The 17,696-nt window shown below is 57.1% G+C and carries 21 protein-coding genes; 1 reads left to right on the forward strand and 20 read right to left on the reverse strand.

Annotated features, from left to right (window positions below; translation table 11 throughout):
• Window positions 1-75 precede the first annotated feature (75 nt).
• The 5 genes from priA to EKM95_RS01030 all read right to left on the reverse strand — a co-directional run bounded on the left by priA (window position 76) and on the right by EKM95_RS01030 (window position 5,560).
• Complete coding sequence (priA, locus tag EKM95_RS01010) at window positions 76-2,496, reverse strand: primosomal protein N' (protein WP_125695969.1); 2,421 nt, start codon at window positions 2,494-2,496, stop codon at window positions 76-78.
• 32 nt (window positions 2,497-2,528) lie between these two features.
• On the reverse strand, window positions 2,529-3,722 hold the full coding sequence (coaBC, locus tag EKM95_RS01015; RefSeq protein ID WP_125695970.1) for a bifunctional phosphopantothenoylcysteine decarboxylase/phosphopantothenate--cysteine ligase CoaBC: 1,194 nt from the start codon (window positions 3,720-3,722) through the stop codon (window positions 2,529-2,531).
• Between the two features lie 201 nt (window positions 3,723-3,923).
• Window positions 3,924-4,178 carry a DNA-directed RNA polymerase subunit omega gene (gene rpoZ / locus EKM95_RS01020; protein ID WP_125695971.1) on the reverse strand — a complete coding sequence of 85 codons (255 nt, stop codon included), beginning with the start codon at window positions 4,176-4,178 and terminating at the stop codon, window positions 3,924-3,926.
• 12 nt (window positions 4,179-4,190) lie between these two features.
• Window positions 4,191-4,820 (reverse strand): guanylate kinase, encoded by a 630-nt coding sequence (gene gmk / locus EKM95_RS01025; RefSeq protein WP_125695972.1) that lies wholly within the window; start codon window positions 4,818-4,820, stop codon window positions 4,191-4,193.
• Window positions 4,821-4,876: 56 nt separating this feature from the next.
• On the reverse strand, window positions 4,877-5,560 hold the full coding sequence (locus tag EKM95_RS01030; protein ID WP_164510036.1) for a patatin-like phospholipase family protein: 684 nt from the start codon (window positions 5,558-5,560) through the stop codon (window positions 4,877-4,879).
• 276 nt (window positions 5,561-5,836) lie between these two features.
• Between EKM95_RS01030 and EKM95_RS01035 the strand changes: the two genes are divergently transcribed.
• Window positions 5,837-6,136 carry a hypothetical protein gene (locus EKM95_RS01035; protein ID WP_125695974.1) on the forward strand — a complete coding sequence of 100 codons (300 nt, stop codon included), beginning with the start codon at window positions 5,837-5,839 and terminating at the stop codon, window positions 6,134-6,136.
• Window positions 6,137-6,346: 210 nt separating this feature from the next.
• On the opposite strand, the gene recN is transcribed toward EKM95_RS01035, so the two are convergent.
• The 15 genes from recN to EKM95_RS01110 all read right to left on the reverse strand — a co-directional run bounded on the left by recN (window position 6,347) and on the right by EKM95_RS01110 (window position 17,569).
• Window positions 6,347-8,050 carry a DNA repair protein RecN gene (gene recN, locus EKM95_RS01040; protein WP_125695975.1) on the reverse strand — a complete coding sequence of 568 codons (1,704 nt, stop codon included), beginning with the start codon at window positions 8,048-8,050 and terminating at the stop codon, window positions 6,347-6,349.
• A gap of 4 nt (window positions 8,051-8,054) precedes the next feature.
• Window positions 8,055-8,507, reverse strand: a complete 453-nt coding sequence (locus EKM95_RS01045) for an arginine repressor (RefSeq protein WP_125695976.1) — start codon at window positions 8,505-8,507, stop codon at window positions 8,055-8,057.
• A 22-nt stretch (window positions 8,508-8,529) separates the two neighbouring features.
• The gene (locus EKM95_RS01050; RefSeq protein WP_125695977.1) at window positions 8,530-9,366 is read right to left on the reverse strand and encodes a TlyA family RNA methyltransferase; all 837 of its coding nucleotides are present in this window, start codon (window positions 9,364-9,366) and stop codon (window positions 8,530-8,532) included.
• 9 nt (window positions 9,367-9,375) lie between these two features.
• A complete protein-coding gene (locus EKM95_RS01055) occupies window positions 9,376-10,233 on the reverse strand; it encodes a polyprenyl synthetase family protein (protein ID WP_125695978.1) in 858 nt (285 codons plus the stop codon).
• Window positions 10,226-10,471, reverse strand: coding sequence for an exodeoxyribonuclease VII small subunit (locus tag EKM95_RS01060; protein WP_125695979.1), 246 nt, complete (start codon window positions 10,469-10,471; stop codon window positions 10,226-10,228). The genes EKM95_RS01055 and EKM95_RS01060 overlap by 8 nt, the downstream gene beginning before the upstream one ends.
• The gene (gene xseA / locus EKM95_RS01065) at window positions 10,471-11,832 is read right to left on the reverse strand and encodes an exodeoxyribonuclease VII large subunit (RefSeq protein ID WP_125695980.1); all 1,362 of its coding nucleotides are present in this window, start codon (window positions 11,830-11,832) and stop codon (window positions 10,471-10,473) included. The genes EKM95_RS01060 and xseA overlap by 1 nt, the downstream gene beginning before the upstream one ends.
• Complete coding sequence (folD, locus tag EKM95_RS01070) at window positions 11,816-12,676, reverse strand: bifunctional methylenetetrahydrofolate dehydrogenase/methenyltetrahydrofolate cyclohydrolase FolD (protein ID WP_125695981.1); 861 nt, start codon at window positions 12,674-12,676, stop codon at window positions 11,816-11,818. The genes xseA and folD overlap by 17 nt, the downstream gene beginning before the upstream one ends.
• Before the next feature lie 113 nt (window positions 12,677-12,789).
• Window positions 12,790-13,209 (reverse strand): transcription antitermination factor NusB, encoded by a 420-nt coding sequence (gene nusB, locus EKM95_RS01075; RefSeq protein WP_125695982.1) that lies wholly within the window; start codon window positions 13,207-13,209, stop codon window positions 12,790-12,792.
• A complete protein-coding gene (locus EKM95_RS01080; RefSeq protein ID WP_125695983.1) occupies window positions 13,206-13,643 on the reverse strand; it encodes an Asp23/Gls24 family envelope stress response protein in 438 nt (145 codons plus the stop codon). The genes nusB and EKM95_RS01080 overlap by 4 nt, the downstream gene beginning before the upstream one ends.
• Window positions 13,644-13,689: 46 nt before the next feature.
• Window positions 13,690-14,253, reverse strand: a complete 564-nt coding sequence (efp, locus tag EKM95_RS01085) for an elongation factor P (RefSeq protein WP_125695984.1) — start codon at window positions 14,251-14,253, stop codon at window positions 13,690-13,692.
• A 136-nt stretch (window positions 14,254-14,389) separates the two neighbouring features.
• On the reverse strand, window positions 14,390-15,460 hold the full coding sequence (locus EKM95_RS01090; protein WP_125695985.1) for a M24 family metallopeptidase: 1,071 nt from the start codon (window positions 15,458-15,460) through the stop codon (window positions 14,390-14,392).
• Window positions 15,461-15,563: 103 nt separating this feature from the next.
• Window positions 15,564-15,854 (reverse strand): 50S ribosomal protein L27, encoded by a 291-nt coding sequence (gene rpmA / locus EKM95_RS01095; protein WP_125695986.1) that lies wholly within the window; start codon window positions 15,852-15,854, stop codon window positions 15,564-15,566.
• A 23-nt stretch (window positions 15,855-15,877) separates the two neighbouring features.
• On the reverse strand, window positions 15,878-16,219 hold the full coding sequence (locus tag EKM95_RS01100) for a ribosomal-processing cysteine protease Prp (RefSeq protein ID WP_125695987.1): 342 nt from the start codon (window positions 16,217-16,219) through the stop codon (window positions 15,878-15,880).
• Between the two features lie 19 nt (window positions 16,220-16,238).
• The gene (rplU, locus tag EKM95_RS01105; RefSeq protein ID WP_125695988.1) at window positions 16,239-16,550 is read right to left on the reverse strand and encodes a 50S ribosomal protein L21; all 312 of its coding nucleotides are present in this window, start codon (window positions 16,548-16,550) and stop codon (window positions 16,239-16,241) included.
• A gap of 410 nt (window positions 16,551-16,960) precedes the next feature.
• Window positions 16,961-17,569, reverse strand: coding sequence for a TetR/AcrR family transcriptional regulator (locus tag EKM95_RS01110; RefSeq protein WP_125695989.1), 609 nt, complete (start codon window positions 17,567-17,569; stop codon window positions 16,961-16,963).
• Window positions 17,570-17,696: the final 127 nt, after the last annotated feature.

Here is a 17,696-nt window from a genome sequence, read left to right on the forward strand (position 1 = left end):
AGCCGGCAAAACATATCAAATTAACTATAAAGTCATCACTGAACGGTCAAAGTCAGCAGCCTAGTTCAGTACTGACTAAATAAAGTTGACGGGCTCACGGTCGATGCCGATCTGGAACCCACGCCGGGTACTTTGCTGCGTCTCGTCCAAAATGCGCGCCAACGTCGGGCCAAGCTGCGGCTCTTTTTTATATTTGATCACGATCTGATAGTAATACCGATTCTTCAACCGGGCAATGGCCCCCGGCGTTGGGCCGAGCACCAGGGCCTGGTCGCTGAGCGCCTGTTTGAGCTCATTGGCCAGCGAATAGATTGCCTTGGCCGCCTGTTGCTCATCTTGATGACTGACGGTCACCTTCACCGTGAAAAAATACGGCGGATAATCCCCGCGGTGGCGAATGGCCATCTCCTGCCGGAAAAAGCCTTCATAATCCTGTTTTTGGGCATAGCGAATGGCGTAATGATCCGGGTTAAAGCTCTGCACGATCACCTCGCCTGGCTTGTCTGCTCGCCCCGCGCGCCCGCTGACCTGAGTAAGCAGCTGAAACGTCCGCTCGCTGGCGCGAAAATCCGGCAGACCCAGACTCGTATCGGCATTGATCACCCCGACCAATGTGACATCGGGATAATCAAGTCCCTTGGCGATCATTTGCGTGCCGAGCAAAATATCCGCCTCGTGGTTGCCAAAGGCGCGCAGAATCTTTTCGTGCCCACCTTTTTTTCGCGTGGTGTCGACATCCATGCGCAACACCCGCGCAGCCGGCAACAGCTCATGCAACGCACTTTCCACTTTCTGCGTGCCGGTACCATAGTAGCGAATCTTATTGGACCCACAGTTGGGGCACGTGTGCGGGATTGCTTCCTCATGCCCGCAATAATGACACTTCAAGGTGTGGGTGTCCATGTGCAGCGTCAAGCTGATATCGCAGTTGGGACACTGCACGACATATCCGCACTCGCGGCACATGACAAACGACGAATACCCGCGCCGGTTAAGCAACAAGACACTCTGTTCATGCCGCTTAAGCCGGAGTTGAAGCGCCGTCAACAACTCCTTGGAAAAATCGCCCTGCGCGCCGTTTTGATACGCCTCGCGCATGTCGATCACAGAAACGGTCGGCAGCGCCTGATGGTTGATGCGGTTGGGCAACCGCAGCAGCGTGTACACCCCTTTTTCCGCGCGGGCGCGGGATTCAAGGGATGGCGTGGCCGAACCCAAGACGACCGGGGCGTGATGCAGGGCCGCCCGGTGCCGAATCACATCGCGTGCGTGATAGCGCGGCGCGTCATCCTGTTTATAACTACTTTCATGCTCTTCATCGATGATAAATAGGCCGATATTGGTCAGCGGAGCAAAAGCGGCGGAGCGAGCCCCGACCACCACTGCGGCCTCGCCGCGCGCGATGCGGCGCCACTCGTCGAATTTCTCGCCATCGGATAAGCCGGAATGAAGCACCGCGACGGCATTGCCAAAGCGGCCTTTGACGCGTTGCACCATTTGCGGGGTCAGTGCGATCTCCGGCACTAACATCAATGCGGTGCGCCCCATCGCTAGAGCCTTGGCAATGGCCTGCAGGTAGACCTCTGTTTTGCCAGAGCCTGTGACCCCTTCCAGCAAAAACGTCTCGGCACGCTGGGCGCCGGTCGCATCATTGAGCTTTGAGACGACCGCTTGCTGATCGGCAGTGAGCGGCAGTGGCGTGGTCAATTTTTCCCCGGTGTATTGCGGGTACGGATTCCGGTAGACCTCGCGCGGCTCAAGGCGCAGCCAGCCCTTCCCTGCGGCAGCAGTGAGCTGACTGCGCGTGAGGCCGATTGTCGCCTCGATCGTCTTCACGGCAGGCGTTTGGGCAGTTTGCGCCCAGGTCGCCAATGAGGTGAGCAACAATTGCTGCTTGGCCGCATTGGCGCGCACTTTGGCCTGCAACTCTGCATAAGCATCAGGCGTCAGCAGTGGCACCACATGATCCACTGTTTTGACCTTCGCGCGATCCTTGCTTTGATAATGCAAGGTCAGCGCGTCATGCCCCAGCATCGTCAGAATCTGTGCCATCGTGGCCGGATCCAGGTCAGGTGTGAGTTCGAGTTGGTCGCGTCCGGCCAGCAGCGCAGCCGTCGCCTCGTTTGCGGCCGGCCCCGCGGTCACATACCGAACCGTATCGACTTTCAGCATGGTCGGCAGCATCGTCTGGATGCAGGTGATCCAAAACGCATAGGTAGTCTGCGCCAACCAATGTGCGAGGTCCAAACGTTCCTGATCCATCACGGGCTCCGGATCCAGCACCGCCAAGATCGGCTTTAGCTCGCCGTCAAACGCTGGGGCCTCCGCCAAGCCAACGACCATGCCGCTCACTTGGCGCTTGCCACTGCCAAACTGGACCCACACCCGCATGCCGGGGCGAATCTCGCCGTCCAAAACAGAGGGAATCAAATAGTCGAATGGCCGATCGGTCTGCATCGTCGGCACATCGACGATCACTTTTGCTACCGTTGGCAAATGACACCCTCCTCTCTAATTGCGGCAATGGGTCAGCTGCGGCGATCGATCAACGTCGCCACTTCCGCCAAGATCGCCGCGGCGATCTCAGTCTTTGACGCTTCGGCGATGGGCCGTGGCGCCCGGTCCGGCCAAAGGAGCGTCACCGCATCGGTCTCCTGGTTAAAGCCTTGGTGGGCACCCACCTGATTGGCGACCAGCAGATCGGCGTGTTTGCGCGCCAATTTAGCGGTCGCGTTTGCCAGTAGCGCCGTCGTCTCGGCCGCAAAACCGACCACCACCTGATGCGTCTTGGCCGCGCCAAAGCCAGCCAGCAGGTCCGGATTTTGCGCCAGCTGCAGCGTCAGGGCCGCATCGCCCTGTTTCTTGATCTTGTTTGCGGCCACTTGATCCGGCCGAAAATCGGCGACCGCAGCCGCCATGATCAGCGCATCAGTCTGCTCAAATTGCGCGGTCAGTGCCGCGCCCATTTCGCGGGCCGAACTGACGGGCACCACCTGGACCTGGGTCAACACGGGCTGGGTGGCCGTCGTGACCAGGATGACCTCGGCCCCAGCCGCGGCCGCGACATTGGCCAGCGCCGCCCCCATTTTGCCTGAGGAATCGTTGCCAATGTAGCGCACCGGGTCGATGCGTTCCTTGGTGCCGCCGGACGAGATCAGAATCTTTTTCCCAGCCAATAATGGCGTGGCCTGGTAGCTTTGAATGAAAGCCTCGATCACTGGAAGATCCGGCATCCGCCCAACGCCAGCATAGCCTTCCGCCAAAAATCCGGTCGCAGGCGGCAACACGGCCATCCCCAATTCCTGCAGATGGTGCACGTTGGCCTGGGTCTGGGCATTTTCCCACATGTGGTCATTCATCGCGGGCACAACCAACTTCGGGCCGGCAAATGCGAGCAACGCACTCAGCGCCTCATTGTCGGCGATGCCCATGGCCATTTTTGCGATCGTGTTGGCCGTGGCCGGCACCACCACCGCCATGTCGAGCGAATTAGCGAATTCGACATGGGCTACGTGACTGGCATCCGCAAACGCACCGTTATCCGTTAAAACAGGCTGCTTGCTGACGGTGGCCAGCGTTTCAGGCGTCACAAAGCGCGTGGCGGCCTGCGTCATCGCCACGCGCACTGAATGGCCGCGCCTGATCAACGCGCGCACCAAAAGCGGCACTTTGTATGCTGCGATTCCACCTGTGACAAATAAGCCGATCTGTTTTCCCGTCATCGTTGCACCTTCTTTATGTCTGGATTCATTATACCAGAGTTGTCGCATAGGCGGGGGCTGGCGGGCGGCTCGTATCCGTTAAGGTTTTCTTGCTCTGACTCACTTAAGGGAGCGCTCGCTGGATATTTTGAGAGACGCCCACAGAACCACAGGCGTCAAAAAAACCGGCGCCTCATTTGCTGGGCACCGGTCCATTTCCTTTTAGTCGACATCCTCGCCGCCGTGATCCAGGCGTTCGGCGTCGCGTTCAAGCATTTTGGAAGCCGGGTCGATGATCACGTCACCGGCAGCCACTTCTTCGAGCGCTTTGCCGACCGTCTTCAGGGAACGGTATTCGGCGAGCATTGGGACTTCGTTGCTTTCCAATTCATGCGCGCGCTTAGCAGCCAACACCGCCAAAGAATAGCGGGACGGTACCTTGCTCAACAGCTTATCGATAGATGGATAGATGATCATATTGTCTGCTCCTTATCCCTGCTGCGCCTGTGTGTGCGCCAGCATTCCTTTGTAACGGTCGATCACGCGCGGCACCCGCAGATGCTCCGCTTCAATGATACGCTCAATGCGCCGCACTGCCAGCTCAACTTGATCGTTCACAACGGCATAATCGTAATTTTCCATCATGGCGATCTCGTCGGCGGCCTGGGCGATACGCCGTTCGATGACATCTGGCGCATCGGTGCCGCGAGCGGTCAGCCGGTGCTTCAGCTCGATCAGATCGGGCGGGGTCAAAAAGATGAAGACCCCATCCGGACATTTTTCCCGAACTTGCATCGCGCCTTTGACCTCGATCTCAAGCAGCACATCCTGGCCGTCATCAAGCATCTTGTTCACATACTTCAACGGCGTCCCGTAGTAATTGCCGACATATTTCGCGTATTCGAGCATCCCGCCTTCTGCGATCTCCTGCTCAAATTGCGCCTTGGTGCGAAAATAATAATCCACCCCGTCTTGTTCACCGGGCCGCATCTGCCGTGTCGTCATTGAAATCGAATACTTGAAGTCGCGGTAGTTGCCTGCGAGCATGGCTTGCCGAACGGTCCCTTTCCCAACACCGCTGGGGCCGGAAAGCACGATCAGCATTCCTCTCTCCTGCATGGCGCACCTCTTTCGTCATAGTTTACTGTCCATTATGCCGTTGATGCGCCACTTTTTCAATAGGAAGCGCGGATTCCCGCAAGAAAATCGGGCTCATGGCACAAGCGACGCCCAGCTTCCTGCCCCGCCTGAAGCAGGCGCTGGCGATTTTCCCGCGAGAAATCAAGAATCCGCCCCACCGGCTCCGGCGGCGTCAACAGCCAATCCGCCTTGGCTGCCGGCTGGGGGCCAAGCCCTGCCGCGCTGATCGCCAAAACTTTGGTTGCACCCAGGTCGCGCGCGATGTCGATTGGCAGATCATTGACCAGCCCGCCATCCGCAAAACGCGCCCCATTGATCGTCACCGGCCGCATGACCCCAGGCAAACTGCAACTGGCACATAACCAGTCCAGCGTTGTGCGATCAGTCAGTGCAGTGACGACGGGCCGCCTTCGCTTGAGGTCCGTCGCCACGGCCAGCGTCGGCCACGGTTGCTGGATCGGCGTTTCTAAAATTGCCCCGCCGAATTCTTTGATCGTGCCACTCAGCTGAGAGGCGCGAAAATGATCGAGGCGCGGATCCTGCCACCAGGCGACCAAGGCTGCCGGCGCCAAGCGCGCCGTTGCAGCACCATTCAGCGCCCCGATCGAGCTACCGATCACAAATCTTGGGGTGAGCCCAGCAGTCGCCAGCACCTGCCAAACGCCGGCTTGAAAGGCGCCGCGGACCCCACCGCCGCCAAGTACCAATGCCCAAGTCATCTGCGTCCTCCTTTTTTTCGAAGCTGAGACAAAACTTTTGTCCGAGTTCCTGCATCGTGCATTCATGTGACTGCAGTGTCGTAGGCCAAATGGCTGGGTCTAAGCAGCCAAGTTACCAATCTCCTGGTCCACAGTTCGGACCTGGCGCTTGGCACACTTACCCGTCGGACCCATGAGCGACATTTGTCACACTTCTTTTTTTCGAGAAAACACTTGCGCCTTTGAACACTTGTTCGTATAATAAGAATTGCAAACAGACGTTCGGAGGCGTTGACAATGGAAAACAAAGCACGTTCTTTTCAATCAATGACACAAGAGCTGGCTCGGGCCACGCGCCAATTTTTCGCATTGGCAACGCCGGCCGCTGAAATGCCGCAGACCCAACTGGATCAATTTGCGGCGCAGGCATTTGCGCGGCATTATCGCGTCGCGCTGTTTTTCCGTGGCGAAGAGGCCCCGTTGGCAGGCACGTTGACGCGTCAGCTCACAGGCGGCCGTTACCTCTTTCAAGCATACCGCAGCAATCTCTATCGTGTCGTGCAAAGCGATCAGCTGACTTACATTCAAAAAGTATAACCTAGGGAATCCAAAAGGAAGTGGGACAAATGTCGCTCTTGGGTCCGACAGGTAAGTGTTCCAAGCGCCAGGTCCGACCTTTGGACCGGGTGATTGGGACCTTAGCTGCTCGGACCCGGACAGTTGGCCCACGACACTGCAGTAACATTAGTGCACTATACAGGAACTGGGACAAAACAAAAGTTTTGTCCCAGTTCCTTTTTTTGGTGGTCACGCCGAAGCATGTAGTTTGGCTTTGGTCTGCGCGGCCATCGTCAGCATCTCCTGGGCATGGTCCAATGCGAGCTGGGTGACTTCGGTGCCGGCCAGCATCCGGGCGATCTCGTGGACACGCGCTTCATCGGACAACTTGGTGACCTCCGTCATGGTGCGGCCATGGGTCACTTTTTTAGTGATCAGGTATTCGTGGTCACTCATGGCGGCGACTTGTGGCAAGTGCGTGATGCACAGCACTTGCGAGTGATGGGCGATCTGCGAGATCTTGTTGGCGATTGCCTGGGCCACGCGCCCGGAAACGCCGGTGTCGACCTCATCGAAAATAATGCTGGTCACGCCGTCTGTTTCCGCAAAGATCGTCTTCAGTGCCAGCATGATCCGCGATAATTCGCCGCCACTGGCAATTTTGGCAAGGGGCTTCGCGGCTTCCCCAGGGTTGGTCTGAATGTAAAATTCACAGCTGTCGGTGCCATCCGGCCGGAGCTCATCGACCAGCCCCGTCAGCCGCACGCTGAACACGGTTTTTGCCATATAAAGGGCGGCCAATTGCTTATGAATCGCGGTGCTCAACCGCTCGGCCGCTTTTTCGCGGGCGTCATGCAGCTGGTGGCCGAGCGTGATCAAGGTCTTCTTTTCGCTGGCGACGCGGCCTTCAAGCCCTTCATCCCCGGCTTCCGTTGCGGTCATGCTGGCGAGTTCTTGTTTGGCCTTTTCGCCATAATCGATCACATCTTGGACGCTGTTGCCGTATTTTCGCTCAAGCTGACTGATCAGATCCAGCCGTTTTTCGACCTCGTCGAGACGCCCTTCATCCCATTCGAGATCATCGACCTGCCGAGACAGCGCCGACTGGGTGTCCTGCAGGCTGTAATAGACGGTCTGAAGGTCGCTGGCGATGCTGGCAAAATCGGTGTCCAGGTGCGCGATGCCCTGCATCTGTTCCATGGCGCTGGCAATCTGATCCAGCGGGTTGGCTTCCTCGCCATTCAAAATGTCATAGCTACCCGTCAAGGCATCCGAGATGCGCTGGTAATTGGCCAGCCGGTCGCGCTCCTGGGTCAGGGTCGTGGCCTCATCCGGCTGGAGGTCGGCCGAGGAGATCTCATCGACTTGGAACGTCAGCATGTCCAGCCGCTGGGCCCATTCCTGCTCGTTGGCCTGCTTTTTCCGCAGTGCCTTGGCCGCCGTTTGATACGCCGCATAGCGGGTCTGATAATCGGCCAAGAGATCCAGGACTGGTGCGCCGGCAAAGGCATCCAGCAACCCGAGATGCGTCTCCGCATGCATCAATTGCTGATGCTCATTTTGCCCGTGAATATCCACCAGCGTCTCACCGATTGCCCGGAGCGTCGCCGTATTGACCAGATGCCCGTTGACCCGACAGATATTGCGGCCATTTTCATAGAGTTCGCGCGACAGCAGGACACTACCTTCGTCCGGCTGGAGGCCAAAGCTGCTCATCACCGCGGCTGTGCGGGGATTGGAGGTCGCATCAAACAAACCCTCGAGCGTGGCTTTGGTCGCCCCGGTGCGTACAAAATCGGCGCTGCCGCGGCTGCCCGCCAACAGACTGACGGCATCGATGATGATGGATTTACCTGCGCCGGTTTCGCCGGTCAGGGCCGTCATGCGGTCAGCAAAACTCAGTTGAAGTTGATCGATGATCGCAAAATCGTGAATCTCAAGTTCTTGCAGCATGTGGTCACCCCGCGATCTCATCGAAAAATGCTAACAGTTGGACCGCCTGCGCAGCTGAGTGACAGATGATCAAGATCGTGCTGTCCCCGGCGATCACGGTGAAGATCCGGGCGTCTCGCAACTGCTCGATCAGCGTGCCGATCGCAGGCGCCGTGCCGGGATCCATGTTCAGCGCGACAAAATAGGCCATCGTCTCCCCGCTACGATACGAGGCGCCAAATGTCCGTCGTAATTTTTCAAGTGGGGCCAACTGCTTTTCAGGCGGCAACGAATAGCGATAGTGGCCCGTGCCAGTTGGGACTTTGACCAACTGCATGTCCTTGATATCGCGTGAGATCGTCGCCTGAGTCACCGGAATGCCAAGCGCATTGAGCCGGTCGACCAGATCGCCTTGCCGCTCGATCATCTCTGCTTGAATCAACTGCCGAATGTGTCCCTGCCGCTCATTCTTTTGCATCATGCACCCTCCTTGCAGGCGCTCAGTGTGCCTGCCGCAGCCAACTTGGTTGCAATGTGTCATACGCCGCCGCCTGGGTGGCCTCGATCGAAACGGTCTCGGCCATCACGCCTGTCGTCTCTGCGCGCCGCAGATGAATCAAGAACTCGATGTTGCCTTCCCCGCCCTTGATGGGACTGAAATCAAGGCCTTCCACGTCGTACCCGTTGGCCAGGGAAAAAGCCACGATCTCCTGCAAAACATCGCGGTGCACCGCCGCATCGCGCACAATACCTTTTTTGCCGACGCGCTCAGGCCCTGCCTCAAACTGGGGCTTGATCAACGCGACCGCATCGGCCCCTGGCTGTAAGATCGCGTGAAGGGGCGGCAGGATCAGTTTCAGCGAAATGAACGACACATCGGTCATCGCAAATTCGACAGGGCCTTCTGTGAAGTCATCCGGCTTGCTGTAGCGAAAATTGACGCGCTCCATCACAACAACGCGCGGATCTTCCCGCAACTTCCAAGCCAGCTGATTGTAGCCCACATCCAGCGCATAACTCTTGATGGCGCCATTTTGCAGTGCGACATCAGTGAACCCACCAGTTGACGCGCCGATATCCAGCACCGTTTTGCCAGTCAGATCAATGCCAAAAACCGTCAGCGCCTTGGCCAGCTTCAACCCGCCTCGGCTCACATACGGCATGGTCTTGCCCTTCACGTGAAGCGGCGTCTCTGCGGGAATCTTCACCCCCGGCTTGTCCAGCCGCTCATTATTTTGATCATAGACCTCGCCGGCCATGACGGCACGCTTGGCCTGCTCGCGGGACAAAAACAATCCCTGCTCGACCAATAGGACATCGATGCGTTCTTTTGTCATTTCAACCTCTTATTCAAAATACGTCAGAAACGATTCCAGCTGCGGGACAGGCCGGCTCAACCGATGAAGCGCGGCCTCGGCTGCGGCTACATGTGCCTGCAGAGCGTCTTTCGCACCCGCCAGCCCCAGCAGCGCCGGATACGTGTTTTTATGCTCGCTCAGATCTTTGCCCGCGGTTTTGCCTAATTGCGCACTGGTCTCGGTGACATCATTGATGTCGTCTTGAATCTGAAACGCGACACCAAATTGCTGGCCAAAAGTCGTCAAGGCCGCCTGGTCAGCTGCACTGACAGCCGCCAGTTGCGCGCCCATTTGGACGGCCGCCGACAGCAACGCCCCAGTTTTGAGGGCATGCAGCTGTTGGAGGGTCGGGAGCGCATAGTGCGTCTGCTCCCCATCCATATCCATCACCTGGCCGGCCACCATGCCGCTTGCGCCACTGGCCTTAGCCAGCGTCTGCATCAGCGCAACCACCGTGGCCGGCGCGGCCGGCGTTGCGCTGACCAACTCAAAGGCCGCCGTCTGCAGGGCATCGCCGGCCAAAATTGCCAGCGCCGGGCCAAAGACCTTGTGGCTGGTCGGCTGGCCGCGCCGCAGATCATCGTTGTCCATGGCTGGCAGATCATCGTGAATGAGCGAATACGTGTGCAGACACTCGATGCCGGCCGCGGCGGGCAACGCCGCTTCAACAGGGCCTGCAAAACTCTGCACGACCGCCAGCAACAACAGTGGCCGCAGCCGTTTTCCACCTGCAGTCAAAGAATACGCCATTGCCTCTCGTAAATGCCCATTGGCCACTTGATTGAGATAATTCTGCAAGGTTTGCTCAACCGCCGGAAGCAGCGCCACCACCTTTTCGTCAAGCATCGGCTTTAGGGTCAAAAGGCTTGACCTGCCCGTCATCCGTGACCATATTTGTCACCGTTTGTTCGGCATCCTTCAACGTTTTTTCCAGTTGTTGGCTCAACGTGATGCCTTGCTTATAGGCAGTCAGTGCCTGTTCCAGTGGGACATCGCCCTGCTCCAGCTGATTGACGATCTGCTCAAGCTGCGCCAATTGTTGCTCAAATGTGGGCTGCGCTGTTGTCTTATTTTCATCTGCCATTACTGATCTTCCGCCTTTCCTGACTGCGTGATCTGATCAACCGTCACCTCAAGCACCCCATCTTGTAAATGGACCTGCGCCGCGTCGCCGACATGCATCGCGGCGACGCGCGGCTTGAGGGCCCCGGTGTCATCCGTGACATACCCATAGCCGCGGGCCAAAATACGCAGCGGGCTGAGATGATCCAACGCCGCTGCCTGGGCAGCGAGCTGCTGGCCCGCCTGCTGCAAGCGCGCGGCGATCGCCAGTTGCAACTGCCGGGTCTGGCCGGCTAGCTGTTGCTGCGCGTTGGCCACGCGCTCCGCCGGCCGGGACGCCTGCAACTTGGCTTGGGCCAGGCGTAGGCGCCGATCCGCCTCTTGCAGTTGCGTCTGCATGGCGCGATCGCGACGCGTCGTGAACTGATCCACCGTCTGCAGATATTGGTCATACAGACGCTGCGGCTGGGTGAGCACCACGGCATTTTGAATCCGCGTGAGGCGCTCGCGCAACACGGTCAATTGCTTGTTCATCGCCGTTTGCACCCGCAACCGGTCTTCTCCCAGCCGTGTCAGCGCATCGGTCAACTGAATCGGCGTGACCAGCTCGGCCGCAGCCGTTGGGGTCGCCGCCCGATGATCGGCGATAAAATCAGTGATCGTCGTGTCCGTTTCATGGCCGACTGAACTGACGATCGGCATCGGCATGTCGATCAATGCGCGAGCGACGCTTTCTTCATTGAACGGCCAAAGATCCTCGATGGAGCCGCCGCCGCGCCCGATGATCAGCGCATCAAAGCCGCCCATCGCCTTGACTTTTGCCAGCTGCTTCACCAGACTCGGTGCCGCCTGTTCACCCTGAACCTGGGCCGGAAACAGCGTCAGCTGCAAGATCGGATACCGCCGCGCGACCGTGGTCATGATATCTTGAATCACCGCCCCGCTCGGACTGGTGATCACAGCCACCCGTTTGGGAAAAAGTGGCAGCGGCCGTTGATTACGATCAAACAACCCCTCGGCGCTCAGTTTTTGCTTCAGCTGTTCAAGCGCGGCATACAGCGCACCGACGCCATCCGGTTCCATTTTTTCGATCACGATCTGATATTCGCCCGACCGCTCGTACAGCGTGATGCGGCCAACCACGAGGACCTTCATCCCCTCTTCGGGCCGGAATTTGAGCTTCGCAAAATTGCCAGCAAACATCACCGCATTGATCTTGGCATTATCGTCCTTCAGCGAAAAATATTGGTGCCCAGGTCGCTGGCGAAAATTCGAGATCTCGCCACTCAAATAGACCTTGGCCAAATACGGATCCAGGTCGTATTTTCGTTTAATGTATCGCGTCAGTAAACTGACGGTCAAGTACTCACTTTGCGCTACCATTCAACCGCCTCTTTGCGAGTTCGACTGTTTGCATCATCAATGCCGCGATCGTCATGGGCCCAACGCCCCCAGGCACAGGGGTGATTGCGCTGGCGCGTGGCGCCACCTCGGCAAAATTCACATCCCCAACGAGTTTGCCAGCCGCGTTCCGATCCATGCCGACATCGACCACCACGGCGCCTGCTTTCACCATGTCCTCCGTGATCATTTCAGGCCGCCCGGTCGCGACGAAAAGGAGATCCGCCTGCCGCGTGTGCGCGGCTAGATCAGCCGTTTGACTGTGGGTCATCGTCACGGTAGCACTTGCATTGAGGAGCAACGCCGCTAGCGGCCGCCCGACAATGTTGGACCGGCCGACGATCACCGCGTTTTTGCCCGCTACCGGAATCTGATAGGCCTTGAGTAGCTGCATGATGCCAAATGGCGTGGAAGCAACGACCCCAGGTTCATTGGTCCAAAGGCGCCCAACATTGACCGGATGAAAGCCATCCACGTCTTTTTCAGGTGCGATCGCGTTGAGCACCGCGGCTTCAGAGATCTGCGCCGGCAATGGCAGCTGAACCAAAATGCCGTCGACGTCAGGATCGTCATTCAGCTCGGCGATCTTCGCCAGAAGATCAGCCTCAGAAACAGTGGCTGGCATGGCGATCGTGAACGAGCGAATCCCGATCTTGTCCGCGCGGCGGTGCTTGTTGCGCACATAGATCGCGCTGGCCGGGTCTTCGCCCACGAGAATCACGGCAAGCCCCGGCGTCACGCCGCGGGCTTTCATCTCAGTGACCGTTTCGGTCAAGGCCGTCATCAAGGCATCAGCAGTTTTCTTTCCGTCTAGGATGGTGGTCATGCGTGGTTCCCCCTCTAATATATCAAACTCCAATAGACAATAATCACTCAAATGATAATAAAGTGCCCATACGAAAAGCCGGCCAAAGTCCTCACTTTGAGCCGGCTTCTTGATCACGCGTTCGCGTGTGCGACAAAATGTCCTAAGATGCCGTTCACGAATTTTGCAGCCTGCTCGTCGCTGTAGCGCTTCGTCAACTCGATTGCCTCATTGACCGCAACTTTGTCAGGCAGGTCTGGCTCGAACTGAATCTCGTAAAGCCCGAGACGCAGCGCGATCAGATCGGCTTTTGCCAGCCGGCTGAGTTGCCAGCCTGCCTTGAGCTTGCTGGTGATTGCCGTATCCAGTGCGTCTTGATTCGCGAGCACGCCATCGACCAACCCGGTCAAATAAACAGGCGGCTGAACATCTTCCGGCAAGACTTCTTGATACACAAGGGCCCGGTCCGTTTCCGTGGTGCCGGCGCCGGCGAAAAGCACCTGAAAGGCCGCTTCCCGCATCTCGTGCCTCGACATTGTTTGTTCCGTCGTCATGCCTCGCTGTCCTCACTATTGTCGTCGTCGGCGAACAGCTCGGTTGGGTCAAGCTGTTCCGCTTTTTCCGGAACCACACCCAACACATGTACGTTGACCTCATCAAGCGTGAGATCCGTCATGTAGAGCAATTGCTCGCGCAGCGTCTCCTGCATCTTCAATGCGACCTTGGGCACGGAAACCCCATAGTCCAGATACACATAGACATCGGCAGTCAGGCGGCCGTCTTCAACGGTCAGATCGACGCCTTTGCCGTGATTGGTCCGGCCAAACCAAGCATTGACCGTGCTGGCCAGTGAGCCGCGCATTTGGTACACGCCATCGATCGAGACCGCTGCGATGCCCAAGATCACTTCAAGCACTTCCGGCACGATCTCAATGGTCCCCTGAGCATCGGTCCGGTTTGCAAGTACGATATTCGTCTCTTCAGCCATTGAAAAGCCTCCATTATTTGTCGGCAGCCATGGCGACTGCCGCGAGTTAGCTGTTTGACCGCGAGATGTAGCTGCCATCTTGCGTGTTAATCGTTAGCTTATCACCTTTGTTGATGAAAAACGGGACCTGAACCACAAGTCCAGTCTCCATCGTCGCAGGCTTTGAACCGCCTGACGAGGTATTCCCGCGGATTCCGGGTTCCGTGTCAACGACTTCAAGATCCACAACATTCGGCAGGTCAACGCCGAGCGTCTCGCTACCGTGCATCATGATCTTGACCTCCATGTTCTCCTTGATGAACTTCAGCTCATCGCGGATCTCATCGCCTGGCAAGGTCAGCTGCTCGTAAGTGTCTGTATCCATGAAGACATAAGAATCCCCATCGGCGTACAGGTACTGCATCGTCTTGGTGTCGATCTGCGCTTTTCCGACCTTTTCAGTCGAACGGAACGTTTTTTCCTGCACCGCACCGGTCCGCAAGTTCTTCAGTGTGGAACGGACAAAGGCTGAGCCCTTGCCTGGCTTCACATGCTGGAACTCGACAATGCGCCACAGGTCGCCATCGACCTCAATGGTCAAGCCGTTTTTAAAATCGTTAACAGAAATCATCCGGATCCTCCACTTTCGTCACTAAGCTTAATAATACTATATCAATCCAACCATGGCGGCGCAAGTTGTCGCCGTCCGCTCAACGCGTTGCCTAGTCTCATTGTTTCTGGCACAAAAAACGCCTCCTTTTCCTGCGTTATCGCACGGCGACAACGGGAATTTCTGCCGGCGCCTCACGGGTCAATTGCGTGGCGCCTGTTGCGGTGATCAACAGATCATCTTCGATGCGCACCCCGCCGACTTCCGGCAGATAAATACCTGGTTCGTTTGTTTCAACATTGCCAATTGCTTGCGGCACATCGCGGTACGGTCCCCATGCACCAGGGCCTTCGTGAATCGACAGCCCGATGCCATGGCCGGTGCCGTGGCCAAAATACTGACCGTACCCCGCCTCATCGATGAAACCGTGGGCAAGTGCATTGATCGCCGCGCCAGTCACGCCAGGTGCCATCAACGCCTTGACTTTCTGATTGGCCGCATTAACGACCCGATAGATCTCACGAATTTTCGGATCGGGTTCACCGACTGCAAACGTGCGGGTGATATCTGACACATAACCATGATACACCGCACCCCAGTCCAGCGTCACGACATCGCCCTGCTCGATCATTTTCGTCGTTGCGGCCCCATGTGGCATTGCGGAGCGCGCCCCACTGGCCACAATGGTCTCAAATGACGTGCCGCTTGCGTTTTGTTGCCGCATGAAAAAGTCGAGGTCCGTCGCCACTTCAAGTTCGGTCATGCCCGGCTGAATCGTCGCCACCACATGATCATAGCCGGCTTCGGCGATCGCGATCGCCCGCTTGATCAGCGCCAGCTCCTCATCATCCTTGACCTCGCGCAACTCGGCCACCATATTGGTCGTCGGAACCCACTCAGTCGCTTTTGGCAGCTTCGCGAATTCGGCGTAAGTCATGGTCTCACTTTCAAAACCGATTTGGCCAAGGCCGTGCGTGGTTGCAAGCTCACCGGCATTTGCGGCGAGACCATGCTGCTGCAGGACCAGCTCACTGTTGGTCACCTGGGCTTTGACCTGCTCCGTGAACCGTGAGTCGGTGATGAACCAACTATGATCTTTGGCGACCAGCAAGGCGCTTTCGTCGCCTGTAAAGCCAGTCAGGTAGGACACATTCACCGGATCTGTGACCAGCAGCGCATCGATCTGCGTCGCGGCCAATTTTGTCTGCAATTTTTCCAATCTTGTCATGACGATTGCCTCTTTTCAGCCCAGTGGCCTGCCGCCGCACACCCGCGACGAGGACCGGCCACTCTGAATAAAAAAAACGCTCCGTCTCCGGAGCGCATCGCGATTATTCAGCTTTTGCAACTGGATAAACAGATACCTGCTTTTTGTCGCGGCCAAGGCGTTCGAATTTAACGACGCCATCTGCCGTTGCAAACAAGGTATCATCGCCGCCGCGGCCGACGTTCGTACCCGGATGGATCTTCGTGCCGCGCTGGCGGTACAAGATGTTTCCGGCTTTCACGAACTGACCATCTGCGCGCTTGCTACCAAGACGCCGACCGGCTGAGTTACGGCCGTTAGAGGTCGAGCCGCCCCCCTTATGATGGGAGAAGAATTGCAAGTTCATCTTTAACATATCAGTACACCTCCGAATTCAGATTACGAATTTCTTGTCGTGATCGTGACATAATCGCCGTACTGTTCGGCAATGCTTTGCAGTGACAAGAGCAGATTCTCAAGCAAGAGCTGCGCGATATGGTGCTGCTCCCCGGAGACAGTTTTGGCAAAAGCCACGTCGAGATGTCCGCCGTTGACTTCATCCGCCTGTACATCCGGTTCAAACCCAGCTAAGGATTCGATGCCGTTCACTGCGCCAATGCTTACTGCGGAAACTGCGGCACAAACAATGTCGTGTCCGTAGTCGCCAGAATCGGCATGGCCAGTGATGAGAAAATGCGCGATATCACCGCTTGCATCGCGGTCAAAACGTGCTTTGATCATGGCGCCCTCCTAGTTGAAATCAGGCATTGATCGCGTCGATCGTCACTTTCGTGTAGGGTTGACGATGACCTTTTTTCTGATGGCTATGCTTCTTAGGCTTGTATTTGAAGGTCACGACCTTCTTTTCACGCCCTTGCTTGTCCACCTTGCCAGTTACCGTCGCGCCATCGATCGTTGGTGTGCCGATCTTAGCTGAGCCTTCGCCGCCGACCAGAATGACTTGGTCAAACGTGACCGTTTCACCCTCTGCGACATCCAGTTTTTCAACATAGATGGCTTGGCCAACTTCGGCTTTGTACTGCTTGCCGCCAGTTTTGATGATTGCGTACATCTTGTGCACCTCCTATATGCCCTTAGGCTAATCCCCTGAATACTCGCCGCAACAGGTGCTAGGCTTTGATACCTGTCTGCGTGCGGTTGCAGATGAGGGGTGACAAATACAACGTTGCAATTGTACCAGAGCACAGGGCCCCGTGCAAGACATAGGAAAAGAAAAAGGGTGTGGAGGCGAGCGTCTAGGGGTGGGTAGCTAATTTGGCTCGGGTGCTTGAGGCGCCCCTTGCCTCGAGCGCATGAGCCAATTAGATGCCCCACCCCCGCTCGCCGGAACCCAACTATACGGGTCGGAACCCAACTGTCGGGTGTGGAGGCCCGCGGGATGGTCGAGTAGCTAGTTTGGCTTGGGTGCTTGAACCAATTTTTGCCTACACCCTTCCCAAGATTCTCGATTTAGCCCAGTCTTTAGCGCGCAACGAAAAAATCAGCCAAGGTCGCCGTTTGGGCACCGCCTTGGCACAACATCGCCAGCGTCTTGGCCACGTAGCGCGGGGAGTAGATCATCCCTTCCTCCAGCCAATGCGCCGCCGTGCCCACGATCGCCATGACCTCATATTCGATAATCAGGTCGATCGGCACCTCACTGATGCGGGGCGGCACGCCGGTGACTTCGCAGTAGCGCTCGACCGCCGCATACAGATTTGACAACAACTTGCGGTCAAAAAGACGCTGGCCGTCTTTTAATAGGTAGTGATATTCTTTGGCATGCGCCGCGACAAACCCGAATGCGGCCGTCAGATCAAGCACCGGGAAGGAATTGCCGTTGACGGAATAGCCCTCCGTGATCGCCGCGCGATATAGGTCGTCGACCATCATGTGAAGCACGCTATCATAAAAGTCGGCGCGGTCTTCGTAATGCAGGTAAAAAGTTGTCCGGGTGACATGCGCCTGGGCAACCAACTCGGCCACGGATAACGTATTCACGTCAGCGCCTTTTTCAAGCAACTCAAACAGCGCGTTGACCAGCTTTTCGCGCGATTTTCTGTAGCGCGTATCATTTCGTTCGACTCCCATAATCGCCCTCCGTTTGGAGTATAGCGCATCTTTGCGCAAAAGCGGTAAAATAAGTCTCGCGAAAATGACGTCTGCGGCGTCTCGCGGCTTGTCCCGCACAAAGTGGTCAAGTATACTGAAACGCGGA

Origin of the sequence: Lacticaseibacillus yichunensis (genome assembly GCF_003946405.1) — a bacterium.
Lineage (GTDB): Bacteria > Bacillota > Bacilli > Lactobacillales > Lactobacillaceae > Lacticaseibacillus > Lacticaseibacillus yichunensis.